Annotated in this window: 19 protein-coding genes; 12 read left to right on the top strand and 7 right to left on the bottom strand. The window is 71.1% G+C overall.

What is annotated here, in order from left to right; translation table 11 throughout:
* Positions 1-181: 181 nt before the first annotated feature.
* Both ACIO3P_RS30095 and ACIO3P_RS30090 read left to right on the top strand, forming a co-directional pair.
* Positions 182-1,234, top strand: coding sequence for an LLM class F420-dependent oxidoreductase (locus tag ACIO3P_RS30095; RefSeq protein ID WP_329824509.1), 1,053 nt, complete (start codon positions 182-184; stop codon positions 1,232-1,234).
* A 238-nt stretch (positions 1,235-1,472) separates the two neighbouring features.
* Positions 1,473-2,258 (top strand): ferritin-like domain-containing protein, encoded by a 786-nt coding sequence (locus tag ACIO3P_RS30090; RefSeq protein WP_329824508.1) that lies wholly within the window; start codon positions 1,473-1,475, stop codon positions 2,256-2,258.
* A 103-nt stretch (positions 2,259-2,361) separates the two neighbouring features.
* On the opposite strand, the gene ACIO3P_RS30085 is transcribed toward ACIO3P_RS30090, so the two are convergent.
* Positions 2,362-3,354 (bottom strand): magnesium and cobalt transport protein CorA, encoded by a 993-nt coding sequence (locus ACIO3P_RS30085; protein ID WP_329824507.1) that lies wholly within the window; start codon positions 3,352-3,354, stop codon positions 2,362-2,364.
* Positions 3,355-3,439: 85 nt separating this feature from the next.
* Here ACIO3P_RS30085 and ACIO3P_RS30080 point away from each other — a divergent pair, with 85 nt between their 5' ends.
* The 4 genes from ACIO3P_RS30080 to mshC all read left to right on the top strand — a co-directional run bounded on the left by ACIO3P_RS30080 (position 3,440) and on the right by mshC (position 7,133).
* A complete protein-coding gene (locus ACIO3P_RS30080; protein ID WP_329824506.1) occupies positions 3,440-4,126 on the top strand; it encodes a histidine phosphatase family protein in 687 nt (228 codons plus the stop codon).
* 120 nt (positions 4,127-4,246) lie between these two features.
* Entirely contained in the window at positions 4,247-4,837 is a 591-nt protein-coding gene (locus tag ACIO3P_RS30075; protein ID WP_329824505.1) for a DUF3090 domain-containing protein, read from the top strand.
* A complete protein-coding gene (locus ACIO3P_RS30070; RefSeq protein WP_401854223.1) occupies positions 4,801-5,766 on the top strand; it encodes an SCO1664 family protein in 966 nt (321 codons plus the stop codon). Before ACIO3P_RS30075 ends, ACIO3P_RS30070 begins: the two co-directional genes overlap by 37 nt.
* A 137-nt stretch (positions 5,767-5,903) precedes the next feature.
* The gene (gene mshC / locus ACIO3P_RS30065) at positions 5,904-7,133 is read left to right on the top strand and encodes a cysteine--1-D-myo-inosityl 2-amino-2-deoxy-alpha-D-glucopyranoside ligase (RefSeq protein ID WP_329824503.1); all 1,230 of its coding nucleotides are present in this window, start codon (positions 5,904-5,906) and stop codon (positions 7,131-7,133) included.
* A gap of 122 nt (positions 7,134-7,255) precedes the next feature.
* Here the strand turns inward: mshC and ACIO3P_RS30060 are convergent, their stop codons facing one another.
* On the bottom strand, positions 7,256-8,338 hold the full coding sequence (locus tag ACIO3P_RS30060; protein ID WP_401854225.1) for a PAC2 family protein: 1,083 nt from the start codon (positions 8,336-8,338) through the stop codon (positions 7,256-7,258).
* 306 nt (positions 8,339-8,644) lie between these two features.
* Here ACIO3P_RS30060 and ACIO3P_RS30055 point away from each other — a divergent pair, with 306 nt between their 5' ends.
* Genes ACIO3P_RS30055 through ACIO3P_RS30035 form a run of 5 tightly spaced genes read left to right on the top strand, consistent with a single transcriptional unit; the run spans position 8,645 to position 14,506 of the window.
* Complete coding sequence (locus ACIO3P_RS30055) at positions 8,645-9,964, top strand: enolase C-terminal domain-like protein (protein ID WP_401792943.1); 1,320 nt, start codon at positions 8,645-8,647, stop codon at positions 9,962-9,964.
* Positions 9,961-10,737, top strand: coding sequence for an SDR family oxidoreductase (locus tag ACIO3P_RS30050; protein ID WP_329824500.1), 777 nt, complete (start codon positions 9,961-9,963; stop codon positions 10,735-10,737). The genes ACIO3P_RS30055 and ACIO3P_RS30050 overlap by 4 nt, the downstream gene beginning before the upstream one ends.
* Before the next feature lie 48 nt (positions 10,738-10,785).
* Positions 10,786-11,862 carry a sugar ABC transporter substrate-binding protein gene (locus ACIO3P_RS30045; RefSeq protein ID WP_329824499.1) on the top strand — a complete coding sequence of 359 codons (1,077 nt, stop codon included), beginning with the start codon at positions 10,786-10,788 and terminating at the stop codon, positions 11,860-11,862.
* 2 nt (positions 11,863-11,864) lie between these two features.
* Positions 11,865-13,481 (top strand): sugar ABC transporter ATP-binding protein, encoded by a 1,617-nt coding sequence (locus ACIO3P_RS30040; protein WP_401854229.1) that lies wholly within the window; start codon positions 11,865-11,867, stop codon positions 13,479-13,481.
* Complete coding sequence (locus ACIO3P_RS30035; protein WP_329824497.1) at positions 13,478-14,506, top strand: ABC transporter permease; 1,029 nt, start codon at positions 13,478-13,480, stop codon at positions 14,504-14,506. Before ACIO3P_RS30040 ends, ACIO3P_RS30035 begins: the two co-directional genes overlap by 4 nt.
* A gap of 24 nt (positions 14,507-14,530) precedes the next feature.
* Here the strand turns inward: ACIO3P_RS30035 and ACIO3P_RS30030 are convergent, their stop codons facing one another.
* From ACIO3P_RS30030 to ACIO3P_RS30010, 5 genes are all read right to left on the bottom strand, one after another.
* Positions 14,531-15,202, bottom strand: coding sequence for a FadR/GntR family transcriptional regulator (locus tag ACIO3P_RS30030; RefSeq protein WP_329824496.1), 672 nt, complete (start codon positions 15,200-15,202; stop codon positions 14,531-14,533).
* Between the two features lie 154 nt (positions 15,203-15,356).
* Positions 15,357-16,967, bottom strand: coding sequence for a glycerol-3-phosphate dehydrogenase/oxidase (locus tag ACIO3P_RS30025; protein WP_329824495.1), 1,611 nt, complete (start codon positions 16,965-16,967; stop codon positions 15,357-15,359).
* A 54-nt stretch (positions 16,968-17,021) separates the two neighbouring features.
* On the bottom strand, positions 17,022-18,569 hold the full coding sequence (glpK, locus tag ACIO3P_RS30020) for a glycerol kinase GlpK (RefSeq protein WP_401854233.1): 1,548 nt from the start codon (positions 18,567-18,569) through the stop codon (positions 17,022-17,024).
* Between the two features lie 46 nt (positions 18,570-18,615).
* The gene (locus tag ACIO3P_RS30015; protein WP_329824493.1) at positions 18,616-19,407 is read right to left on the bottom strand and encodes an MIP/aquaporin family protein; all 792 of its coding nucleotides are present in this window, start codon (positions 19,405-19,407) and stop codon (positions 18,616-18,618) included.
* Between the two features lie 227 nt (positions 19,408-19,634).
* The gene (locus ACIO3P_RS30010) at positions 19,635-20,399 is read right to left on the bottom strand and encodes an IclR family transcriptional regulator (protein WP_329824492.1); all 765 of its coding nucleotides are present in this window, start codon (positions 20,397-20,399) and stop codon (positions 19,635-19,637) included.
* Between the two features lie 237 nt (positions 20,400-20,636).
* On the opposite strand from ACIO3P_RS30010, the gene metH reads away from it, so the two are divergent.
* Positions 20,637-24,146, top strand: coding sequence for a methionine synthase (metH, locus tag ACIO3P_RS30005; RefSeq protein ID WP_401854235.1), 3,510 nt, complete (start codon positions 20,637-20,639; stop codon positions 24,144-24,146).

Below are 24,146 nucleotides of genomic sequence, written 5' to 3'. Positions count from 1 at the left end.
GCCCCACGCGGAGAGAGCCTGTGGACAACCCGCCCCCCTGACGGATCCCCGTGTCGCGCGCTAGAGTCCCCGGAACAGGGACGTTACTCATCGGTAATCGCTGATCGGCCGCCGCCCGTCGCACACCGGCGACGGACGCGGCGCCCGGCCACCGGTGATCGCAATCGGCAAAGGAGTGGTTATGCGGCTCGGCATCAACCTCGGCTACTGGGGCGCGGGGATGGACAGCGACAACCTCGCGGTCGCGCAGGAGGCCGACCGGCTCGGCTACGACGTCTGCTGGGCCGCCGAGGCGTACGGCTCCGACGCCCCGACCGTACTGAGCTGGGTCGCCGCGCAGACGGAGTCCATCGACGTCGGCTCCGCCATCCTCCAGATCCCCGCGCGGCAGCCCGCGATGACCGCCATGACGGCGGCCACCCTCGACTCCCTCTCCGGCGGCCGGTTCCGGCTCGGCCTCGGCGTCTCGGGACCGCAGGTCTCCGAGGGCTGGTACGGCGTCAAGTTCGACAAGCCCCTCGCCCGCACCCGCGAGTACGTCGAGATCGTCCGCAAGGCCATGACCCGCGAACGGCTCGCGTACGAGGGCGAGCACTGGACGCTGCCGCTGCCCGGCGGCCCCGGCAAGCCCCTCAAGCTGACCGTGCACCCGGAGCGCGAGCACATCCCGCTCTACATCGCCGCGATCGGCCCCAGGAACCTGGAACAGACCGGCGAGATCGCCGACGGGGCGCTGCTGATCTTCCCCTCCGCCGAGCACCTGGAGGACACGGCGATCCGCCCGCTCCGGGCGGGCCGCGAGAAGGCGGGCCTCACCATGGACGGCTTCGACGTCTGCCCCACCGTGCCGATCGCGGTCGGTGACGACGTCAAGGCCCTGGCCGACGTCTTCCGCCCGTACACCGCCCTCTACGTGGGCGGTATGGGCAGCCGCAAGCAGAACTTCTACAACCAGCTCGCGCGGCGCATGGGGTACGAGAAGGAGGCCACCGAGATCCAGGACACGTACCTCTCCGGCGACAAGGACGGCGCGGCGGCGGCCGTACCGCACGAGCTGATCGACTCGACCACGCTGCTCGGCCCCGTCGAGCGGATCGCCGACCGGATGAGCGCCTACGCCGCCGCGGGCGTCACCACGCTGACCCTCTCGCCGGCCGGCTTCACCCTCGACGAGCGGATCACGGCGCTGCGCGTCGGCACCCAGGCCCTGGAGCGCGCCGGTCTCGTCTCGTAGGCCGGACGAGAGGCCGCGGGGCGAGGTCCGCGGCCGTGGTGGGGGCTCGGAGGTCTTCCCCGCCACGGCCGTCGCCTACTACAACGCGGCCACGCGCGCCCGGTTACGCGCCGGGCGCGCCACCACGCTCCTTCTTTCGGCTCAGTCTTTCGGCTCAGCGGGGCGCCGCTGCTGTTGCCGCCCGTCGCGCGCGCCCGTTGACTCGTTTTGGGCGGACGCCTGCAAGGAGGTGGCAGTGATGCTCTCGGCCCGAAGCCTGTTCCAGGAGATCCTGGACGACGATCGTTCCTTCCGGCTGTTCTGCTCCATCGCGGCCAGCGGCGAGGCCCAGGGCGGCTGGGAGAACGGCCGGATCGCCGCCCTGGTGCCCGAGTCCCTGCGGTACCTCGCCCCGAAGATCACCCGCCACGGCGCCGACGAGGACAAGCACGGCCGGATCTTCCACGCCCTCCTGAAGAAGCGCGGTCTCGAACCGGTCGAGGTCCCGCCCGAGGCCGACTACACCATGCTGCTGGAGGGGCGCGGCATCGGACTCACCCATACGAAGCTGCGCCGTGACGAGACGCTGACCGAGGACGACATCCTCGTGTACCTCGCCCACAGCAGGATCACCGAGCAACGGGCCGCCGAACAGATGGAGATGCTGGTCAGGTACTTCGGTGACCACCCCGAGGTCGGCAAGGCCGTCAGGATGATCCGCGCCGACGAGGACAACCATCTCGCCTACTGCCACGAGGAACTGCTCTGGCTGGCCCGGCGGGGCCACGGCCGCGCCATCCAGCGCGCCCTGCGGGAGTGCGCCCTCGCGGAGATCCAGGTCTACCGCGAGGTGAGTCTCGCGGTGATGGACCGGATGGGCCGGCTGCTCGGCTGGCCGGCGCCGAAGGCCGCGCTGCTCGCCGCCGGTATCCACGCCGCGTACGGGTACGAACGGCTCGTCGGCTGGCGCCGGATGGTCGGCCTCACGATGCCGGAGCGCCGCGACCCGCTGGGCGGCCCCGTGACGCCCGCACCGGCCTTCTGAGCGGCTTACGGGGCCACGGGCGGCCCCGGACACGGTCAGGGGGGCCGCGGCACGGTCAGGGCCCCGCGGACACGGTCAGAGGCGCGGGCGCCCGCGCCTACGGTCAGAGCCAGCCGCGCCGCTTGAACTGCCGGTGCAGTCCGACGACCGCCACCGCCATCAGGGCGACCACCGTCGGGTACGCCCACACGTACCTCAGCTCCGGCATGTGCTTGAAGTTCATGCCGTAGATGCCCGCGACCATCGTCGGTACGGCGGCCATGGCGGCCCACGCCGAGATCTTCCGCATGTCGTCGTTCTGCCGTACGCCCATCTGCGCCAGATGCGCGGACAGGATGTCGGTCAGCAGCCGGTCCAACCCCTCCACCTGCTCGTTCACATGCAGCAGATGGTCGTTGACGTCCCGGAAGAACGGTTGCGCGTGCTCGTGGACGAACGGCACGCCCGCGCCCGCCAGCCGCGCCACGGGGGCCGCCAGCGGCCCGGTGGCCCGGCGGAACTCCAGTACCTGCCGCTTGAAGTTGTAGATCCGCGCCGCGGTCGGCGCCGAGGAGCCCGAGTCCGGGGCGAAGACATCCGCCTCCAGTTCCTCCAGGTCCAACTGGAGTTCGTCGGCGACCTCCACGTAGTGGTCGACGATCGCGTCGCTGACCGCGTACAGCACGGCGGTGGGGCCGTGCTTGAGGACCTCGGGTTCGGCTTCGAGACGCGTGCGGACGGCCGCCAGCGGGGCGCCCTCGCCGTGCCGCACCGTCACCACGAAGGAGTCGCCTATGAAGACCATCAGCTCACCGGTGGTGACGGTGTCGCCCTCCGGCTCGTACACCACCGGCTTGAGCACCACGAAGAGCGAGTCGTCGTAGACCTCCAGCTTGGGACGCTGGTGTGCGTGGAGCGCGTCCTCCACCGCCAGGGGATGCAGCCCGAACTCGCTGCTCACCATGGCGAACTCCCTCTCCGTGGCCTCGTGCAGCCCGAGCCAGAGGAACGCGTCCCCTTCGGCGCGCGCCTCGGCGAGGGCGTCGGAGAAGTCGGCGGGCCCGTCGGTGCGGCGTCCGCCCCGGTAGATGGCGCAGTCCACGATCACGGCGGGCATTCTTCCCTTTTCTGGCGACGGCCGCATCCCCTCGTCCCTCGGGCGGCCCGGTGCGCTGTCGTACCGAGCGCCTACCCTTGCGGACATGGCCACGTTGATCCTCGTACGTCATGGACGGTCCACCGCCAACACCGCGGGGCTGCTCGCCGGCTGGACGCCCGGCATCGCCCTGGACGAGCGGGGCGCCGAGCAGGCCGCCGCGCTGCCCGGGCGGCTCGGGGGCATCCCGCTCGCCGCCGTCGTCAGCAGCCCGCTGCAACGGTGCCGGGAGACCCTCCAGCCGCTGCTGGACGCCCGTCCCGGGCTCGCGGTACGGACCGACGACCGGATCGGCGAGTGCCACTACGGCGACTGGTCGGGGCGCAAGCTGGCCGAGCTGGCCGACGAGCCGCTGATGACGGTCGTGCAGCAGCACCCCTCCGCCGCCGTGTTCCCCGGCGGCGAGTCGATGGCCGCGATGCAGGCGCGCGCCGTCGAGGCGGTCCGGGAGTGGAACGCGCGGATCGACGAGGAGCACGGCGAGGACGCCGTCTTTCTGATGTGCTCGCACGGGGACATCATCAAGGCGCTCGTGGCGGACGCCCTCGGGATGCATCTCGACCTTTTTCAGCGGATCCATGTGGATCCGTGCTCGCTGACCGCCGTCCGTTACACCCGGTTGCGCCCGTTCGTGCTGCGCCTCGGCGACACCGGCGATCTCGCCGGACTGGCGCCGCGCGGGAGCGCGAGCGGTGGCGACGGCGTGGTGGGGGGCGGCGCGGGAGCACCGTGATCGCTCCGCGCAGTAGGGTGGACGGGCCGTCCGAGCGATCCGGGCGGCCCTTCCGGACCTCCGGTCCGCCCCATGCCGTTCCCCATTGCCTTTTCCGACGATTTCCAAGGGAGACAGAACGTGTCCCGTCAGGTGTTCCTCTACGATCCACCGGACCGTTTCGTGGCCGGTACGGTCGGGCTGCCTGGACGCCGTACGTTCTTCCTCCAGGCGTCCGGCGCGGGGCGCGTGACCAGCGTCGCCCTGGAGAAGACGCAGGTGGCCGCACTCGCCGAGCGGATCGATGAACTGCTGGACGAGGTGGTCCGCCGTACCGGCGGCAACGCCCCCGTACCGGCCATGGCGCCCTCGGAGATCAGCGACTCCGCCCCGCTCGACGCCCCCGTGGAGGAGGAGTTCCGGGTCGGCACGATGGCGCTGGCCTGGGACGGCGACGAACAGCGCATGATCGTCGAGGCGCAGGCGCTCGTCGAGCTGGACGCCGACACCGACGAGGATCTCGCCGAGGCCGAGGAGCGGCTGCTCCAGGACGAGGAGAACGGCCCGCCGATGCTCCGGGTCCGGCTCTCCGGCGCCCAGGCCAGGGCCTTCGCCAAGCGCGCCCTGGACGTGGTCAACGCGGGCCGGCCGCCGTGTCCGCTGTGCAGCCTGCCGCTCGACCCGGAAGGACACGTATGCCCGCGCCAGAACGGATACCGGCGGGACGCGTGAGCGCGCCCGCGGCCGGTCCGGCCGCCCCGGGGAAGGCCGGCCACGGTCAGGACGGCCAGACTCCGGACGGGCACGCTCCGGACGGACATGCTCCGGACGGCCAGGCCCCGGACGGGCACGGTCCGTCCGACAAGGACCTGATCGCCCACGGGGAGCTGACCGCACTCGGCCGGATCCGTGAGGCGTCCAACGCCGTGCTGTACTGCTCCGTCTCGCACGAGGGGCGTACGGCCCACTGCGTCTACAAGCCCGTCGCGGGGGAGCAGCCCCTGTGGGACTTCCCCGACGGGACGCTCGCGCAGCGCGAGGTGGCGGCGTACGAGGTCTCCGAGGCGACCGGATGGGGGCTCGTCCCGCCGACGGTGCTGCGCGAAGGGCCATACGGCGAGGGCATGTGCCAGCTCTGGATCGAGCCGGCCGAGGACGACGGCGGCGAGGAGGGGGCGCCGCCCCTGCTGGCCCTCGTCGAGGACGACGAGCCCGGCGACGGCTGGAAGGCCGTCGGGTCCGCCGAGGTGGGCGAGGGCAGGACCGCCCTGCTGGTGCACGCCGACGACGAGCGGCTGCGGCGCCTCGCCGTGCTCGACGCGGTGATCAACAACGGTGACCGCAAGGGCGGCCATCTGCTGCCCGCGCCCGGCGGACGGCTCTACGCCATCGACCACGGCGTCACCTTCAACGTGGACGACAAGCTGCGCACCCTGCTGTGGGGCTGGGCCGGCGAGCCCCTGACCGAGGAGGCGCTGGACGTGCTCGCCCGGCTGGCGGACGCCCTCGCGGACGGCGCGCCCCTCGCCACCCGGCTGGCCGAACTCATCACCCCGGCCGAGACCGACGCCGTACGGTCCAGAATCCGTGAGCTGCGCCACACGGGCCGTCACCCCGAGCCGTCGGGGCAGTGGCCCGCGATCCCGTGGCCGCCCGTGTGACACCGGGGACGGCGCCCCGGGACGCTCCGCGCCCTTCTCCGCGAAGCACGCGGGGACGGATCGCGCAAGAGCGCCCAACCGGCCAACCGCGCGTATCCGGTTCGTATCCGGAAGTTCCGTCCGGTTACGCTCATGACATGCATGCCTGGCCCGCTTCCGAGGTCCCCGCCCTGCCTGGCAAGGGCCGCGACCTCAGGATTCATGACACGTCGACCGATGGCCGAGTCACGCTTGAGCCCGGTCCCGTCGCCCGTATCTACGTCTGCGGCATCACGCCGTACGACGCGACCCACATGGGTCACGCGGCGACCTACAACGCGTTCGACCTCGTGCAGCGCGTGTGGCTCGACACGAAGCGGCAGGTCCACTACGTCCAGAACGTGACCGACGTCGACGATCCGCTGCTGGAGCGGGCGCAGCGCGACGGAGAGGACTGGGTCGGGCTCGCGGAGCGCGAGACGGCGCTCTTCCGGGAGGACATGACCGCCCTGCGGATGCTGCCGCCCCAGCACTACATCGGCGCCGTCGAGGCGATACCGGGCATCGTGCCCCTGGTGGAACGGCTGCGCGACGCCGGCGCGGCGTACGAACTCGAAGGCGACGTCTACTTCTCCGTGGCGGCCGATCCGCACTTCGGCGAGGTCTCCCGGCTGGACACCGAGGCGATGCGGCTGCTTTCGGCCGAGCGCGGCGGCGACCCGGACCGGCCGGGCAAGAAGAACCCCCTCGACCCGATCCTCTGGCTGGCGGCCCGCCCCGGCGAGCCGAGCTGGGACGGCGGCTCCCTGGGCCGCGGCCGGCCAGGCTGGCACATCGAGTGCGTGGCCATCGCCCTCGACCATCTCGGCATGGGCTTCGACGTCCAGGGCGGCGGCAGCGATCTCGCCTTCCCGCACCACGAGATGGGCGCCTCGCACGCGCAGGCCCTCACCGGCGAGCACCCGTTCGCCCGGGCCTATGTGCACGCCGGCATGGTCGCCCTGGACGGCGAGAAGATGTCCAAGTCCAAGGGCAACCTGGTCTTCGTCTCGGCGCTGCGCCGCGACGGCGTGGACCCGGCGGCGATCCGGCTCGCGCTGCTCGCACACCACTACCGCTCCGACTGGGAGTGGACGGACCAGGTCCTCCAGGACGCCGTCGACCGCCTCGCGCGCTGGCGGGCCGCGGTGTCCCGGCCTGACGGGCCTTCGGCCGAGGCGCTGGTCGAAGAGGTCCGCGAGGCACTGGCCGACGATCTGGACGCGCCCACCGCGCTCGCGGCCGTCGACCGCTGGGCGGCGCTCCAGGATGCCACGGGCGGTACGGACGAGGGGGCGCCCGGCGTGGTGTCCCGTACCGTCGACGCCCTGCTGGGCGTCGCGCTCTGACACGTCGTACCACGAGGGAGGGCGGCGCCGACCGGCGCCGCCCTCCCTCGCTCTGTCACCCGGTCTCTGTCACCCGGTCCGCTCCGTAAGCCGGTCCGCTCGGTCACCCGGTCCGGCGGTGGTCAGTCCTCGGACGAATCGTCGTCGTCGCCCTGTTCCCGTTCCTGAGCCGGGCCTTGACCCTGGTCCTGGTCCTGGTCCGGTCCCCGGTCCTGCCCCTGTGCGGAAGGACCCGTGCCCTTGTCCGTGCCGGCCCCGCCGCGCTGCGGTCGCTGCGGACGGGTACGGCCACCGGACGCGTCCCGCAGGAATGACGGCCCGTCACCGCTCTCCGTGGCATGGCCGCCCGGCGCCTGGCCGAGGCCGCCGTCCCTGCGTCGCAGATACCGCTCGAACTCCCGGGCGATGGCCTCGCCGGTGGCCTCCGGAAGCTCCGCGGTGTCCCGCGCCTCCTCCAGCGACTGGACGTACTCCGCCACCTCGCTGTCCTCGGCGGCCAGTTGGTCCACGCCGAGCTGCCAGGCCCGGGCGTCCTCGGACAGTTCGCCCAGCGGGATCCGCAGACCGATCAGGTCCTCCAGGCGGTTGAGGAGCGCCAGCGTCGCCTTGGGGTTGGGCGGCTGCGACACGTAGTGCGGTACCGCGGCCCACAGGCTCACCGCCGGCACGCCCGCGTGCGTGCACGCCTCCTGGAGGATGCCGACGATGCCGGTCGGCCCCTCGTACCGCGTCTCCTCCAGATCCATCGTCCTGGCCAGGTCCGCGTCCGAGGTGACCCCGCTGACCGGCACCGGCCGGGTGTGCGGGGTGTCGCCGAGCAGCGCGCCCAGGATGACCACCATCTCCACGCCCAGCTCATGGGCGAAGCCCAGCAGCTCGTTGCAGAACGAGCGCCAGCGCATGGACGGCTCGATGCCGCGGACCAGTACCAGGTCACGGGGTTTCTCGCCGCCGACACGCACCACGGAGAGCCGGGTGGTCGGCCAGGTGATCTTGCGCAGGCCGCCCTCCAGGAAGACCGTGGGCCGGTTGACCTGGAAGTCGTAGTAGTCCTCGGCGTCGAGCGCCGCGAACACCTCGCCCTTCCACTCCCGGTCCAGATGACCCACCGCTGTGGAGGCGGCGTCGCCCGCGTCGTTCCAGCCCTCGAACGCGGCCACCATGACCGGGTCGATCAGCTCGGGAACCCCCTCGAGCTCGATCACCCAGTGCCTCCTTCCGAAGTTACCTCTTGTACGCACCAACCTTACGGCTTCACCTGTGCCCGCCCGCAGCCCTGTGCACGCTCCGCGCACGGCCGGGTGAACCCGGGGTCTTTCGTCCGGATCTTGCCGGATCCGGCGGAAAACCCTTGCCCGCACCGGGACATGGTGCCGAGAGCGTATCCATTTCCCTCCCGATTCATCCGAGCTGTGGCCGTGAATTGACGCGAGGCTCTGGACGGACGTGCCTCCAGGGCGCTATACATCGGATGACTGAAGAGATCCGATGTTCTTCTCAAAGGGGCGTGCATGAGCCAGACCGTCACGGGGTTCGAGGTACACGACATCCGGTTCCCCACCTCGGAACAGCTCGACGGCTCCGATGCCATGAACCCCGACCCCGACTACTCGGCCGCCTACGTGGTGCTGCGTACCCAGGACGGCACCGAGGGACACGGCTTCTGCTTCACCATCGGGCGCGGCAACGACGTCACCGCCGCCGCCATCGAGGCGCTGCGGCCCTATCTCACCGGCAGACCGGCGCCGCTCACCGCGGGGGACCTCGCCGCCCTCTACTTCGAGCTGACCCACGACTCCCAACTGCGCTGGCTCGGCCCCGAGAAGGGCGTCATGCACATGGCCGCCGGCGCCGTCGTCAACGCCGCCTGGGACCTGGCAGCCAAGAGCGCGAACCTGCCCGTCTGGGAGTTCCTCGCCGCGATGACCCCCGAGGAACTGGTCTCGCTCGTCGACTTCCGCTACCTCACCGACGCCCTGACCCCGGACGACGCGCTGGCCATCCTGCGCGCCGCCGAGCCCGGCCGCGCCGAGCGGGCCGCCCTGCTGCGTACCGACGGCTACCCCGCCTACACCACCTCGCCCGGCTGGCTCGGCTACTCCGACACCAAACTGGTCACCCTCGCGGAGCAGGCCGTCGCCGACGGGTTCGAGCAGATCAAGCTCAAGGTCGGCGGCGATCTGGCCGACGACGTCCGGCGCATGAAGCTGGCCCGCGCGGCCGTCGGCCCCGCCATCCGGATCGCCGTCGACGCCAACCAGCGCTGGGACGTGCCCGAGGCGCTGCGCTGGATGTCCGCCCTCGCCCCGTACGACCCGCACTGGATCGAGGAGCCCACCAGCCCCGACGACATCCTCGGCCACGCCGCCGTACGGGCGGGCCAGCCGGTCAAGGTGGCCACCGGCGAACACGTCGCCAACCGGGTCGTCTTCAAGCAGCTCCTCCAGGCCGGCGCCGTCGACTACGTCCAGATCGACGCGGCCCGCGTCGCCGGCGTCAACGAGAACCTGGCGATCCTGCTGCTCGCCGCCAAGTACGGCGTCCCCGTCTGCCCGCACGCCGGCGGCGTCGGCCTCTGCGAACTCGTCCAGCACCTCGCGATGTTCGACTACGTCGCCGTCTCCGGCAGCCAGGAGGGCCGGGTCATCGAGTACGTCGACCACCTCCACGAACACTTCGCCGACCCCGTGGTGATCGTCTCCGGACGGTACGCCGCCCCCGCGGCGCCCGGCTTCTCCGCCCGGATGCTCCCCGAGTCGATCGCCGCGCACCGCTACCCGGAGGGGCCCGTCTGGCAGGCCCGCCGTACCACCGAGGAGGTCACCTCATGACGGCCGCACGCGACTTCGAGGGGCTCTGCGCCCTGGTGACCGGCGGCGCTTCGGGCATCGGCGCGGCCGTCGCGACCCTGCTCGTGGAGCGCGGCGCCCGGGTCGCCGTACTGGACCGGGAGACGGCCGGGGCACCCGCGGGGACCCTGCCGCTGACGGCCGACGTCACCGACGACGCGGCCGTGAAGGCGGCGGTCGACGCGGCGGCGGCGGAGTTCGGCGCCCTGCACACCCTCGTCTCCAACGCGGGGATCGGCGCCGTCGGCACCGTCGAGGACAACCCCGACGACGAGTGGGGGCGCGTCCTCGACGTCAACGTCCTCGGGATGGTCCGTACCGCCCGGCACGCCCTGCCCCATCTGCGCCGCGCGGTCCCCGGCCGACCCGGCGCGGTCTCCATCACCCACACCTGCTCCATCGCCGCCACGGCGGGGCTGCCCCAGCGCGCCCTGTACTCCGCGAGCAAGGGCGCGGTCCTCTCGCTGACCCTGGCGATGGCCGCCGACCACGTACGGGAGGGCATCCGCGTCAACTGCGTCAACCCCGGTACCGCCGACACGCCCTGGGTCGGCCGGCTGCTCGACCAGGCCCAGGACCCCGCGGCCGAGCGCGCCGCCCTCGAAGCGCGCCAGCCCACGGGACGGCTGGTCGGCGCGGACGAGGTCGCCGCCGCGGTCGCCTACCTCGCGGGACCCGCCGCGGCGGCCGTCACCGGAACGGCGCTCGCGGTCGACGGCGGAATGCAGGGACTCCGCCTGCGCCCCGCCCCCTGAGAACAGCGCATCCCGCACGCACACCGAAGGGACAAGGACGGGACTTCCATGCCGGGACACACCGTGGGGCGCTCCCCACTCCGCAGACCCCGTACGGCCACCACCTCGGCCTGCGCCTTATTACTTGTCGCGGTGGCGGCCCTGACGGGCTGCAATCGCGACCAGGAGGCGGGGAAGGGGAGCGGCGGCACGGTCGGCATCGATCTGCCGCGCAGCGACAGCGACTTCTGGAACTCCTACCAGCAGTACATCGAGAAGGGCGTCAAGGCCGGTGAGGTCAGCGCGCTCCCGCTGACCAACTCGCAGAACGACATCGGGAAGCTCGTCTCCAACGTCCAGGTCTTCACCGACCAGGGGGCCAAGGCCGTCGTCATGGCACCGCAGGACACCGGCGCGATCGCCGAGACGCTGCGGACGCTCGCCGAGAAGAAGATCCCCGTCATCAGCGTCGACACCCGCCCCGACCAGGGCGAGGTCTACATGGTCGTACGGGCCGACAACCGCGCGTACGGCGAGAAGGCATGTCAGTTCCTGGGCGAGCGGCTGAAGGGCAAGGGCAAGGTCGCCGAGTTCCAGGGCGACCTGGCCTCGATCAACGGCCGGGACCGCTCCGAGGCGTTCAAGAGCTGCATGGCCCAGAAGTTCCCCGGTATCCGGGTCTTCGAGCTGGCCACCGAGTGGAAGGGCGATGTCGCCTCCGCCAAGCTCCAGTCCACCCTCGCCGCCCACCCCGACCTGGGCGGCATCTACATGCAGGCCGGCGGCGTCTTCCTCCAGCCCACCCTGGCGCTGCTCGAACAGAAGAAGCTGCTCAAGGCGCCGGACGCGCCCGGACACATCGCGATCGTCTCCAACGACGGCATCCCCGAGGAACTGGACGCCATCCGGGCCGGGAAGATCGACGCCACGGTCTCCCAGCCCGCCGACCTGTACGCGACCTACGCGCTCCACTGGGCGAAGGAGGCGATCGCGGGCAGGACACCCAAGGCCGGGCCGACCGACCACGGCTCCACCGTCATCAAGATCCCCGGCGGCTTCGAGGACCAGCTCCCCGCGCCCCTGGTGACCAAGGAGAACGTGGACGACCCGAAGCTGTGGGCCAATCAGCTCGACGCGGGGGAGTAGCCGTGGCACCGGCAAGCGCATCCCCCGAGGCCACCGGGGCGGCGGCGCCGCCCGCCGTACGGGCCGAGGGCATCGTCAAACGCTTCGGGCCCACCGTCGCGCTCGACGGGGTCGGCATCACGGTCGCCCCCGGCGAGTCGCACGCCCTGGTCGGCCGCAACGGCGCGGGCAAGTCCACCCTGGTCGGCGTCCTGACCGGGGCGCACCGGGCCGACGCGGGCGAGGTGCGCTTCGGCGGCGCGCCCGCGCCCGCCGCCGGGGACACCGCCGCGTGGCGGACCAGGGTCGCCTGCGTCTACCAGAGACCGATGATCGTGCCCGATCTGACCGTCGCCGAGAACCTCTTCCTCAACCACTACGGCCTGGGCGGACCCGGCTCCGGAACCGCCGGACGCCGCCTCATCGACTGGCGCGGACTGCGCCGCCGCGCCCGGGACCTGCTCGCGGAGTACGGCGTCGAGGTCGACCCGGACACCCGCGCCAAGGATCTCCCGGTCGAGCAGCGGCAGTTCGTCGAGATCGCGCGGGCGCTCTCCTTCGGCGCCCGGCTGATCATCCTGGACGAGCCCACCGCGCAGCTCGACGCCCGCGGCATCCAGCGGCTCTTCGTCAAACTCCGCGCACTGCGCGGCCAGGGAGTGGCGTTCCTCTTCATCTCCCACCACCTCCAGGAGGTGTACGACCTGTGCGCCACCGTCACCGTCTACCGGGACGCGCGCCATGTCCTGACCGCCCCGGTCGCCTCCCTCACCCGTACGGAACTGGTGGCCGCGATGACGGGGGACGCCGCGCGCACGGCCGCCGCCCGGCACGCCCGGCGCCCGGACGCACCGGACCCGGCGGCCGGGCCGCCCGTACTGGAGGTCCGGGGACTGGCCCTCGCCGGGGAGTTCGGGCCGCTGGACCTCTCCGTACACCCCGGTGAGGTGCTCGGCGTCGCGGGCGCCGCGGCCGGCGGCACCACCGCGCTCGGCGAGACCCTGGCCGGGATGCGGGCGCCGACCGCGGGGCGGATCGCCGTACACGGCCGTACGGTACGGCCGGGCAGCGTCCCGGACGCGCTGGACGCGGGCATCGGCTACATCCCCGAGGACCGGCACCGCCAGGGCCTGATCCCCGACCGCAGCGTCGCGGAGAACGCCACGCTCACGGTCACCGGCAGGCTCGGCCCGTGGGGGACCGTTCTGCCCGCGCGGACCAGGGAGTTCGCCCAGTCCATGATCGACTCGCTGGACATCAGGACACGCGGCCCCGGCCAGCCGGTCTCCGGCCTGTCGGGCGGCAACCAGCAGAAGGTCGTCGTCGCCCGCGCCCTGGCGCGCGACCCCGGCGCGCTGATCGCCGTACGCCCCACGGCCGGTGTCGACATCAAGTCCAAGGACGCGCTGCTCGGTGTGGTGCGCGGGGTGGCCGACGAGGGCCGCGCCGCCGTGATCATCTCCGACGAGCTGGACGATCTGCGGGTCTGCGACCGGGTGGTCGCGGTGTTCCACGGGCAGGTGGTGGCCTCGTTCGGGAGCGACTGGACCGACCGGGAACTGGTGGCGGCCATGGAAGGCGTGGACGGGACCGACTGCGGCGCCGAGGGCCGTACGGACGACACGGGGGAGCGGGCATGACGCAGACCGTACGGACCGGGGCGGTGGCGCCCGTCGAGGAGACCAGCCCGCTCCACCGGCTCCGGATCATCCGCTGGAGCGACTTCTCCCTCGTGCCGGTGATCCTGGTGCTGATGGTGATCGGCTTCATCGTCTCGCCGGTCTTCCTCACCTCCGGCAACCTGATCAGCGTCGTCCAGCAGTCCTCGGAGCTGAGCCTGCTGGTGCTCGGCCAGGCGCTGATCCTGATCTGCGGCCGGATGGACCTGTCGCTGGAGTCGACGATCGGGATCGCGCCCGTCCTCGCGATGTGGCTGGTGCTCCCCTCGGAGGGCGGCCGCTTCGCCGGGCTGGACCTGCTGCCCGTCTGGGCGGCCGTACCGGTCTGTCTGCTGGCCGGGATGGCCATCGGCGGGATCAACGGCTTCCTCATGCTGAAGCTGCGCGTCAACGGCTTCATCGCCACGCTCGGCATGCTCACCATGCTGCGCGGGCTCCACATCGGGATCACCGAGGGCAAGTCGATCACCGAGGTGCCGGAGTCCTTCCGGTACCTCGGCAAGACCGACTGGCTGGGCGCCCCGGCCGCCGTCTGGATCTGTCTGGCGCTCTTCGCCGTGGGCGGCGCGGCGCTGGCCTGGCTGCGCCACGGGCGGGCGCTGTACGCGATCGGCGGCAACCCGGAGGCGGCGCGCGCCGCCGGGATCCGGGTGGACCGCGTCACCTGGGTCGTGCTGGCGATCGGCGGGCTGCTGGCGGCGTTCGCCGGCATCCTCTACACCGGTCACTACGGCTCGGTCGCGGCCACCCAGGGCAACGGCTGGATCTTCCAGGTCTTCGCGGCGGCGGTCATCGGCGGCATCAGCCTCCGGGGCGGGCGCGGCACGCTCTTCGGCGCGCTGACGGGGGTGCTCACCCTGCAACTCGTGGTCAATGTGATGACGCTCGGGGGTGTGCCGGCGCTCTGGAACCAGTTCCTGAACGGCGCCATCATCATCGTCGCCCTGGTCATCTCGCGCTTCGCGAGCGGCGAGAAGCAGGACTGACCGCCCCTCACGCCCGGTGGGGCGTCAGAGCGTCGACCTGAGCCACATCTCCACGCTCGCGATATGGACCGTGGCCCAGGACCTGGCCGCCTCGGCGTCCCGGTCGCGCAGCGCCGAGAGGATCGCCCGGTGCTCGTGGAGCGTACGGCTGACGGCGTCCTCCTGGGTCAGCCCGCGCCAGATCCTGGCCCGGGTGGTGGGCCCGGAGAGCCCGTCCAGCAGGGAGCAGAGCACCGCGTTGCCGGACTGCCGCACGATCCCGTGGTGGAACTCCAGGTCGGCGGCGACCAGTTCCTCCACCGAGGGCGACGGGCCGAGCGCGTCGAGCTGGGCGTCGAGCGCGTCCAGCTCCTCCGCGGTGATCCGGGTGCTCGCCATCGCGGTGGCGGCCGGTTCGAGTATCCGGCGTACGGCCAGGAATTCCAGCACGGTGTCGTCCCGGTGGAAGTCCACCACGAAGCTGAGCGCCTCCAGCAGGAGCTGGGGGGCCAGGCTGGTCACATACGTACCGTCGCCCTGCCGCACGTCGAGGATACGGATGAGCGACAGCGCCCGTACCGCCTCGCGCAGGGAGTTGCGGGAGAGCCCCAGCTCGGCGGCGAGCTCGCTCTCCTTGGGCAGCCGGTCGCCCGGGCGCAGCGCGCCGGAGACGATCATCCCCTTGATCCGCTCGATGGCCTCGTCGGTGACAGCCATGGGCACCCCTCCATACATCCGATGTATCGGCCCCCATTATGCGTCCCTCAACGCCCGGACGGCGCATGAAAAGGGACGCACCCGGGAAGGATGCGTCCCTCTCTCGTCCACGCGTCGCACGTATGTGCTGATGTGTGGCTGTGTCGCTGTACGGTCAGTCCCGCTTGCCCAGCAGGTCCTCCACCCGGGCGCGGACCTCGTCCGTGTCCAGGCCCCGGATCGTCAGCGTCGTACGCCGGCGCAGTACGTCGTCGACCGTCTCGGCCCACTCGTGGTCCCGGGCGTAGACGACCTGCGCCCAGATCTCCGGGGCGTCCGGGTGGATCCGCTCGGCCAGCTCCGGGTACTCGTTCGCCAGCCGCACGATGTCGAAGGCGAGCGAGCCGTAGTGGGTGGCGAGATGGCGTGCGGTGTCCACGGCCATCGAGGGGCCCGTACCGCCGCCGTCGATCAGCAGCCGGTGCGCGACCGCGTTCGGGTTGGCGATGCCGGGCAGCGGGAGCTTCTTCGGCAGGTGCGAGATCGGCTCCATGCCCTCGCCGAGCGGGTGGCCCGGCAGGGTCGCCAGCTTGTGCATCACCGTACGGCCGATGTGGCGGAAGGTGGTCCACTTGCCGCCCGCGACCGACAGCATGCCGCCGCGGCCCTCGGTCACGACCGTCTCGCGCTTCGCCTTGGAGGTGTCGCCGGGGCCGCCGGGCAGCACGCGCAGGCCCGCGAAGGAGTACGTGATCAGATCGCGCGAGAGCTGCTGGTCGCGGACCGAGAACGCCGCCTCGTCCAGGATCTGGTGGATGTCCTTCTCGTTGACCGCGACGTCCTCGGGCTCGCCCTCGTACTCCTCGTCGGTCGTACCGAGCAGCAGCATGTCCTCCCAGGGGAGGGCGAAGGTGATGCGGTACTTGTCGATGGGGGTCGCCAGCGCGGCCTTCCAGGGGGAGGTCCGCTTGAGGACCAGGTGCGCGCCCTTGGAGAGCCGGATGGAGGGCGCCGCGTCCGGGTTCTCCATCTTCCGCAGGTGGTCGACCCAGGGGCCGGTCGCGTTGAGGACCAGCCGGGCGTTGACGCCGAACTCCGTACCGTCGGTCCTGTCGCGCAGCTCGGCGCCGGTGACCCGGCCCTGGGTGAAGCGCAGCCCGGTGACCGTGGCGTGGTTGAGGACGGTGGCGCCGGAGTCGACGGCGGCGCGGACGGTCATCAGCGCCATCCGCGCGTCGTTCATCTGGTCGTCGCCGTACACGGCCACGGCCTTGAGGTTGTCCGTACGCAGCTCGGGCACGGCCTGGCGGGCCTTGGCCGGGCTGATCACATGGCCGACGCCGTCGCCGAACGCGGAGAGCGCGGAGTAGGCGAAGACGCCCGCGCCGAGCTTGGCGGCGCCGTGCGGGCCGCCGTTGTAGACGGGCAGGTAGAAGGTGAGCGGGTTGGCCAGGTGCGGCGCCACCTGCCGGGACACCGCCCGCCGCTCGAAGTGGTTCTCGGCGACCAGCTTCACCGCGCCGGTCTGGAGGTAGCGCAGACCGCCGTGGAGGAGCTTGGAGGAGGCGGACGAGGTGGCGCCGGCGAAGTCGCCGCCGTCCACCAGGGCCACCCGCAGTCCCGACTGGGAGGCATGCCAGGCGGTGGAGATGCCCAGAATGCCGCCGCCTATCACCAGGAGGTCGTACGTCGCGTTGGACAGTTGTTCCCGGGTTTCGGCACGGCTCGGCAGGGAACCGCCGGCCGGGTGCGTCCCCAGGGCGGGGACGCTGTGCGGGGTGCTCATTCGTAACTCCTCTTCAGCTCGTCCCGGCTTCTCGCGCCGGTGGCTGTTGGTCGGTCAGCTTGCGTCGTCGACGTCGAGCCAGCCCTTGGTCCGCTCGACGGCCTTGAGCCAGCTCTTGTACTCGCGGTCACGGGTGGCCGCGTCCATCCGGGGTGTCCACTCGGCGGCCCGGCGCCAGTTGGCGCGCAGCGCGTCGGTGTCCGGCCAGAAGCCCACGGCCAGTCCCGCGGCGTAGGCGGCGCCGAGGCAGGTGGTCTCGGCGACCATCGGGCGCACCACGGGGGCGTCCAGGACGTCGGAGAGCGTCTGCATCAGCAGGTTGTTGGAGGTCATGCCGCCGTCGACCTTGAGCGAGGTCAGCTCGACGCCGGAGTCCTTGGTCATGGCGTCGCTGATCTCCCGGGTCTGCCACGCCGTGGCCTCCAGCACCGCGCGGGCGATGTGCGCCTTGGTGACGTAGCCGGTGAGACCGGCGATGACACCGCGGGCGTCGGGGCGCCAGTGCGGGGCGAAGAGCCCGGAGAAGGCGGGCACGAAGTACGCGCCGCCGTTGTCCTCGACCGAGGACGCCAGGGTCTCGATCTCGGCCGCGGACTTGATCAGGCCCATCTGGTCGCGCATCCACTGCACCAGCGAGCCGGTGACGGCGATGGAGCCCTCCAGGGCGTACACCGCGGGCTCGTCCCCGATGCGGTAGCCGACCGTGGTCAGCAGGCCGTTGTACGAGTTGACGGGCTTGTTGGCGGTGTTCATCAGCATGAAGGTGCCGGTGCCGTACGTGGACTTGGCCTCGCCCTCGGCGAAACAGGTCTGGCCGAAGAGGGCCGCCTGCTGGTCACCGAGCGCGGAGGCGACCGGGATGCCGTCCAGGACGCCGCCCTTGGCGTGTCCGTACACCTCGGCGGAGGAGCGGATCTCCGGCAGGAGCGCGGCCGGGACCTTCATCGACTCCAGGATCTTGGCGTCCCACTTGAGGGTGTGCAGGTTCATCAGCATCGTGCGGGAGGCGTTGGTGACGTCGGTGACGTGCACACCGCCGTCGCTGCCGCCGGTCAGATTCCAGATGACCCAGGAGTCCATGGTGCCGAAGAGGATGTCGCCGCGCTCGGCGCGCTCGCGCAGCCCCTCGACGTTGTCCAGCAGCCAGCGCGCCTTCGGCCCGGCGAAGTAGCTGGCCAGCGGGAGGCCGGTCTCGCGGCGGAAGCGGTCCTGGCCGACGTTGCGGCCCAGCTCGCGACAGAGCGCGTCGGTACGGGTGTCCTGCCAGACGATGGCGTTGTGGACGGGCTCGCCGGTGTTCTTGTCCCACAGCAGCGTGGTCTCGCGCTGGTTGGTGATGCCGATGGCCTTGACGTCGGCGGAGGTGATCCCGGCCTTCTCGATGGCGCGGGCCACGACCTCCTGGACGTTGGTCCAGATCTCGGTGGCGTTGTGTTCCACCCAGCCCGGCTTGGGGAAGATCTGCTCGTGTTCCTTCTGGTCGACGGAGACGATCCGGCCGTCCCGGTCGAAGACGATGCAGCGGCTCGACGTGGTGCCCTGGTCGATGGCGGCGATGAACGGGCCGGTGCCGTGGGAGGAGGTGGTGTTGGTGTCGCTCACGGTGTCTGCTCCTGCTCGGTTCGAAGAGAAGATTCGAGAAAGCCGCTCACGCGAGGGCCAGGTTGTAGTACCCGCCCGCCAGTACGGCGCCGATCAGCGGGCCGACGACCGGTATCCAGGCGTAGCTCCAGTCCGAGCCCCCCTTGTTGGGCAGGGGCAGGAGCGCGTGCACGATACGGGGGCCGAGGTCGCGCGCCGGGTTGATGGCGTACCCCGTCGGGCCGCCCAGCGAGAGACCGATGGCGACCACGACGAACGAGGTGATCAGCACGCCGAGGGTGCCGAGCCCGTTGCCCGAGTCGTTGAGACCCTGCGTGAGGATCGCGATGACCAGCACGAAGGTGGCGATGATCTCCGTCAGCATGTTCTGCGCCACATTGCGGACCTCGGGGCCCGTGGAGAAGACGCCGAGCACGGGGCCGGCCTTCGGGGCCGTCTTCTGGTCGACGAGCCCTTCGACCGAAGGCTGCGCCGCGAGGATCTCCGGGTCGGTGAGATGGGCCTTGAACTGGCCCAGGTACGCCACCCAGACGAGGAAGGCACCGATCACCGCCCCCAGCATCTGGGAGCCGATGTAGAGGGGCACGTCGCCCCACTTGAGGCCACCCTCGACCGCGAGGCCGACGGTGAGCGCCGGGTTGAGCACGGCCCCGGAGATCGGCGCGGAGAGATACGCGCCGACCATGACGGCGAAGCCCCAGCCGAAGCTGATGGCGACCCATCCCGCGTTCTGCGCCTTGGAGCGCTTGAGCGTGACTGCGGCACACACGCCGCCACCGAGCAGGATCAACAGGGCGGTGCCTGTGACCTCGCCTATGAAGATGTCGTAGTTGGACACCCGAGACTCCTTCGTCCAGGGGGAGGCAAACCTCCGGTTCGCACCAGTGGTCCGCGCCTTCAGATGAGGGCGTTACCCGCCGGTTGGCGCTGTCACACACTAACTCGTATTACCGGTAAGTGTTCGACAATGCCGACCGACGAACGGCAGTTTTCTCCTTCGGGCAACGTGCCGTCAAGGGTGCTGTGGCCGAAACCTCGCTCTATACCGATGATCGGGCATCTCGCTCAGAACCGCCCGGCGCCGATGTCCCGCGAAACGGCGCGGGCGCACTCGCGTACCGCCGTCACCAGCTCCGACCGCACTTCTCCCTCAGGGCAGATCCGTTCCACCGCGCCGGTGATCGCGATCGCCCCGACCGGCATCCTGCGCCGGTCGTGGATGGGCGCCGCGACCGCCGCCACGCCCTCCCAGGTCTCCTCGACGTCGGCGGCCCAGCCGCGCGCCCTGGTCAGATCGAGCACCGCCTCGAACTCCGCCAGACCGGTGATCGTCCGGGGTGTGAAGGCCGTCCGCTCGCTCTCCACGGCCTCGCTGTGCGCCACCGGGTCGTACGCCGAGATGACCTTGCCCAGCGCCGTGGAGTGCATCGGCTGCATGGCCCCCACCTCCAGGACCTGCCGGCTGTCGTCCGGGCGGAAGACGTGGTGGACGATGAGCACGCCCTGCTGGTGCACGACCCCGAGATGGACGCTCTCACCGCTGGAGCGGGCCAGGTCGTCCGTCCAGACCAGGGCGCGGGCCCGCAGCTCGTGCACGTCCAGATAGCTGTTCCCGAGCCGCAGCAGCTCGGCGCCGAGCTGGTAGCGCCCCGACGCGGCGTCCTGCTCGACGAACCCCTCCGCCTGCAGCGTGCGCAGGATCCCGTGCGCCGTCCCCTTGGCCAGCCCCACGGAGGAGGCGATGTCGGACAGACCGAGCCGCCGCTCGCCGCCCGCGAGCAGCCTCAGCATCGCCGCCGCCCGTTCCAGCGACTGGATGTTCTTCGCCATCGGACCCGGACCTCCACTACGTTCGACAATGCTGAACACTATCGGTCGATGCCGACCTTTTCTCTTCGTCGAGAGGATCTGTCAAGACCCGGCACGCCGAATGTTGCAGAGGACAGGATGCCGTCCGCCCGCTGGGACGACGCACCGTGACGAGGCGCGCCCGGCTACGCTGGCCGGGTGTGCCTGCCATCAGCACACGCAGAAGCCGACAGCCGTCGCAGCCCCGGGAGTACTTACATGGCCTCGTCGCCGACCCCCACCACCGACAGCCGGACCCGCACCGCCGCCCTCCGAGAGGCGCTCGCCACCCGTGTGGTGGTGGCCGACGGTGCGATGGGCACGATGCTCCAGGCACAGGATCCGACGATGGAGGACTTCCAGGATCTGGAAGGCTGCAACGAGATCCTCAACGTGACACGCCCGGACATCGTCCGCTCCGTCCACGAGGAGTACTTCGCGGTCGGTGTCGACTGCGTGGAGACCAACACCTTCGGTACGAACTACGCCGCGCTGGCGGAGTACGACATCCCCGAGCGCGTCTTCGAGCTCGCCGAGTCCGGCGCCAGGATCGCCCGTGAGGTGGCCGACGAGTTCACCGCCTCGACCGGACAGCAGCGCTGGATCCTCGGCTCCATGGGCCCCGGCACCAAGCTGCCCACCCTCGGACACGCCCCGTACCTCACGCTCCGCGACGCCTACCAGCAGAACGCCGAGGGCCTGATCTCCGGCGGCGCCGACGCCCTGCTCGTGGAGACCACCCAGGACCTGCTCCAGACCAAGGCCGCCGTCCTCGGCGCCCGCCGCGCCCTGAAGGTCACCGGCGCCGACCTGCCGATCATCTGCTCCGTGACGGTGGAGACCACCGGCACGATGCTGCTCGGCTCCGAGATCGGCGCGGCCCTGACCGCGCTGGAACCGCTCGGCATCGACATGATCGGGCTGAACTGCGCCACCGGTCCCGCCGAGATGAGCGAGCACCTGCGCTACCTCGCCCGGCACTCCCGTATCCCGCTCTCCTGCATGCCCAACGCCGGCCTCCCGGTCCTCGGCAAGAACGGGGCCCACTACCCGCTGTCGCCCGGCGAGCTGGCCGACGCGCAGGAGAACTTCGTCCGCGAGTACGGGATGTCCCTGGTCGGCGGCTGCTGCGGTACGACACCGGAGCACCTGCGCCAGGTCGTCGAGCGGGTACGGGGCGCCGCCCTCACGGAGCGCACCCCGCAGCCCGAGCCGGGCGCCGCCTCGCTCTACCAGACCGTCCCCTTCCGCCAGGACGCCGCGTACCTCGCCATCGGCGAGCGGACGAACGCCAACGGGTCGAAGAAGTTCCGCGAGGCCATGCTGGACGGCCGCTGGGACGACTGCGTGGAGATGGCCCGTGACCAGATCCGCGAGGGCGCCCACCTGCTCGACCTCTGTGTCGACTACGTCGGCCGGGACGGCGTCGCCGACATGGCCGAGCTGGCCGGCCGCTTCGCGACCGCCTCCACCCTGCCGATCGTGCTGGACTCCACCGAACTGCCCGTGCTCCGGGCCGGCCTGGAGAAGCTCGGCGGGCGCGCCGTCATCAACTCGGTCAACTACGAGGACGGCGACGGCCCCGAGTCGCGCTTCACCAAGGTCACCGAGCTGGCGGTCGAGCACGGCGCCGCGCTGATCGCGCTCACCATCGACGAGGAGGGCCAGGCCCGTACCGTCGAGCACAAGGTCGCCATCGCCGAGCGTCTGATCACCGACCTCACCACCACGTGGGGCGTGCACGAGTCGGACATCCTCATCGACTGCCTCACCTTCACCATCTGCACCGGGCAGGAGGAGTCGCGGGGCGACGGCATCGCCACCATCGAGGCGATCCGCGAGCTGAAGAGCCGTCACCCCGACGTCCAGACCACCCTGGGCCTGTCGAACATCTCCTTCGGTCTCAACCCGGCCGCCCGTATCGTGCTCAACTCCGTCTTCCTGGACGAGTGCGTCAAGGCCGGTCTGGACTCCGCGATCGTCCACGCCTCGAAGATCCTGCCCATCGCCCGGCTGGACGAGGAGCAGGTCAAGGTCGCCCACGACCTGATCTACGACCGGCGCGCCGAGGGGTACGACCCGCTCCAGCGGCTCATGGAGCTGTTCGAGGGCGTCAACACCAAGTCCATGAAGGACGGCCGGGCCGAGGAACTCCTCGCCCTGCCGCTGGACGAGCGCCTCCAGCGCCGCATCATCGACGGCGAGAAGAACGGCCTGGAGGCCGACCTGAACGAGGCGCTGGAGACCCGGCCGGCGCTCGACATCGTCAACGACACGCTCCTGGAGGGCATGAAGGTCGTCGGCGAGCTGTTCGGCTCCGGCCAGATGCAGTTGCCGTTCGTCCTCCAGTCCGCCGAGGTCATGAAGACGGCGGTGGCCCATCTGGAGCCGCACATGGAGAAGACGGACGACGACGGCAAGGGCACCATCGTGCTCGCCACCGTCCGCGGCGACGTCCACGACATCGGCAAGAACCTCGTCGACATCATCCTCTCCAACAACGGCTACAACGTGGTCAACCTGGGCATCAAGCAGCCCGTCGCCGCGATCCTGGACGCCGCCGAGGAGCACCGGGCCGATGTCATCGGCATGTCCGGGCTGCTGGTGAAGTCGACCGTGATCATGAAGGAGAACCTGGAGGAGCTGAACCAGCGCAGGATGGCCGCCGACTACCCGGTCATCCTCGGCGGCGCGGCGCTCACCCGGGCCTATGTCGAGCAGGACCTGCACGAGATCTACGAGGGCGAGGTCCGCTACGCGCGGGACGCGTTCGAGGGCCTGCGCCTGATGGACGCGCTGATCGCCGTCAAGCGCGGCGTCCCCGGCGCCACGCTCCCCGAGCTGAAGCAGCGCCGCGTCAAGGCGACCACGAACACCGTGGTGGAGGAGCGCCCCGTGGAGGGCGCGGCCCGCTCGGACGTCTCCGTCGACAATCCCGTGCCCACGCCGCCGTTCTGGGGCACCCGCGTCGTCAAGGGCATCCAGCTCAAGGAGTACGCCTCCTGGCTGGACGAGGGCGCGCTCTTCAAGGGGCAGTGGGGGCTGAAGGAGGCCCGAAAGGGCGGCCCCAGCTACGAGGAACTGGTCGAGAGCGAGGGCCGGCCCCATCTGCGCGGCTGGCTGGACCAGTTGCAGACCAGGAACCTGCTGGAGGCGGCCGTCGTCTACGGCTACTTCCCCTGCGTCTCCAAGGGCGACGACCTCATCCTGCTCGGTGAGGACGGCTCCGAGCGCACCCGCTTCACCTTCCCGCGCCAGCGCCGCGGCCGGCGGCTCTGCCTGGCGGACTTCTTCCGCCCGGAGGAGTCCGGCGAGACGGACGTGGTCGGCCTCCAGGTCGTCACCGTCGGCTCGAAGATCGGCGGCGCGACCGCGGAGCTGTTCGAGGCCAACTCCTACCGCGACTACCTCGAACTGCACGGGCTCTCCGTCCAGCTCGCCGAGGCGCTCGCCGAGTACTGGCACGCCCGGGTCCGCTCCGAGCTGGGCTTCGCCGGTGAGGACCCGGCCGAGGTCGAGGACATGTTCGCCCTGAAGTACCGGGGCGCGCGCTTCTCGCTCGGATACGGTGCCTGCCCGGACCTGGAGGACCGCGCGAAGATCGCGGAGCTGCTGGAGCCCGAGCGGATCGGCGTACAGCTCTCGGAGGAGTTCCAGCTCCACCCCGAGCAGTCCACCGACGCCATCGTCATCCACCACCCCGAGGCGAAGTACTTCAACGCGCGCTGA

Source organism: Streptomyces sp. NPDC087310 (genome assembly GCF_044744405.1).
Taxonomy (GTDB): domain Bacteria; phylum Actinomycetota; class Actinomycetes; order Streptomycetales; family Streptomycetaceae; genus Streptomyces.
The sequence above is the reverse complement of the archived record's forward strand: the minus strand, read 5'-3'. Positions and strand labels throughout refer to the sequence as shown.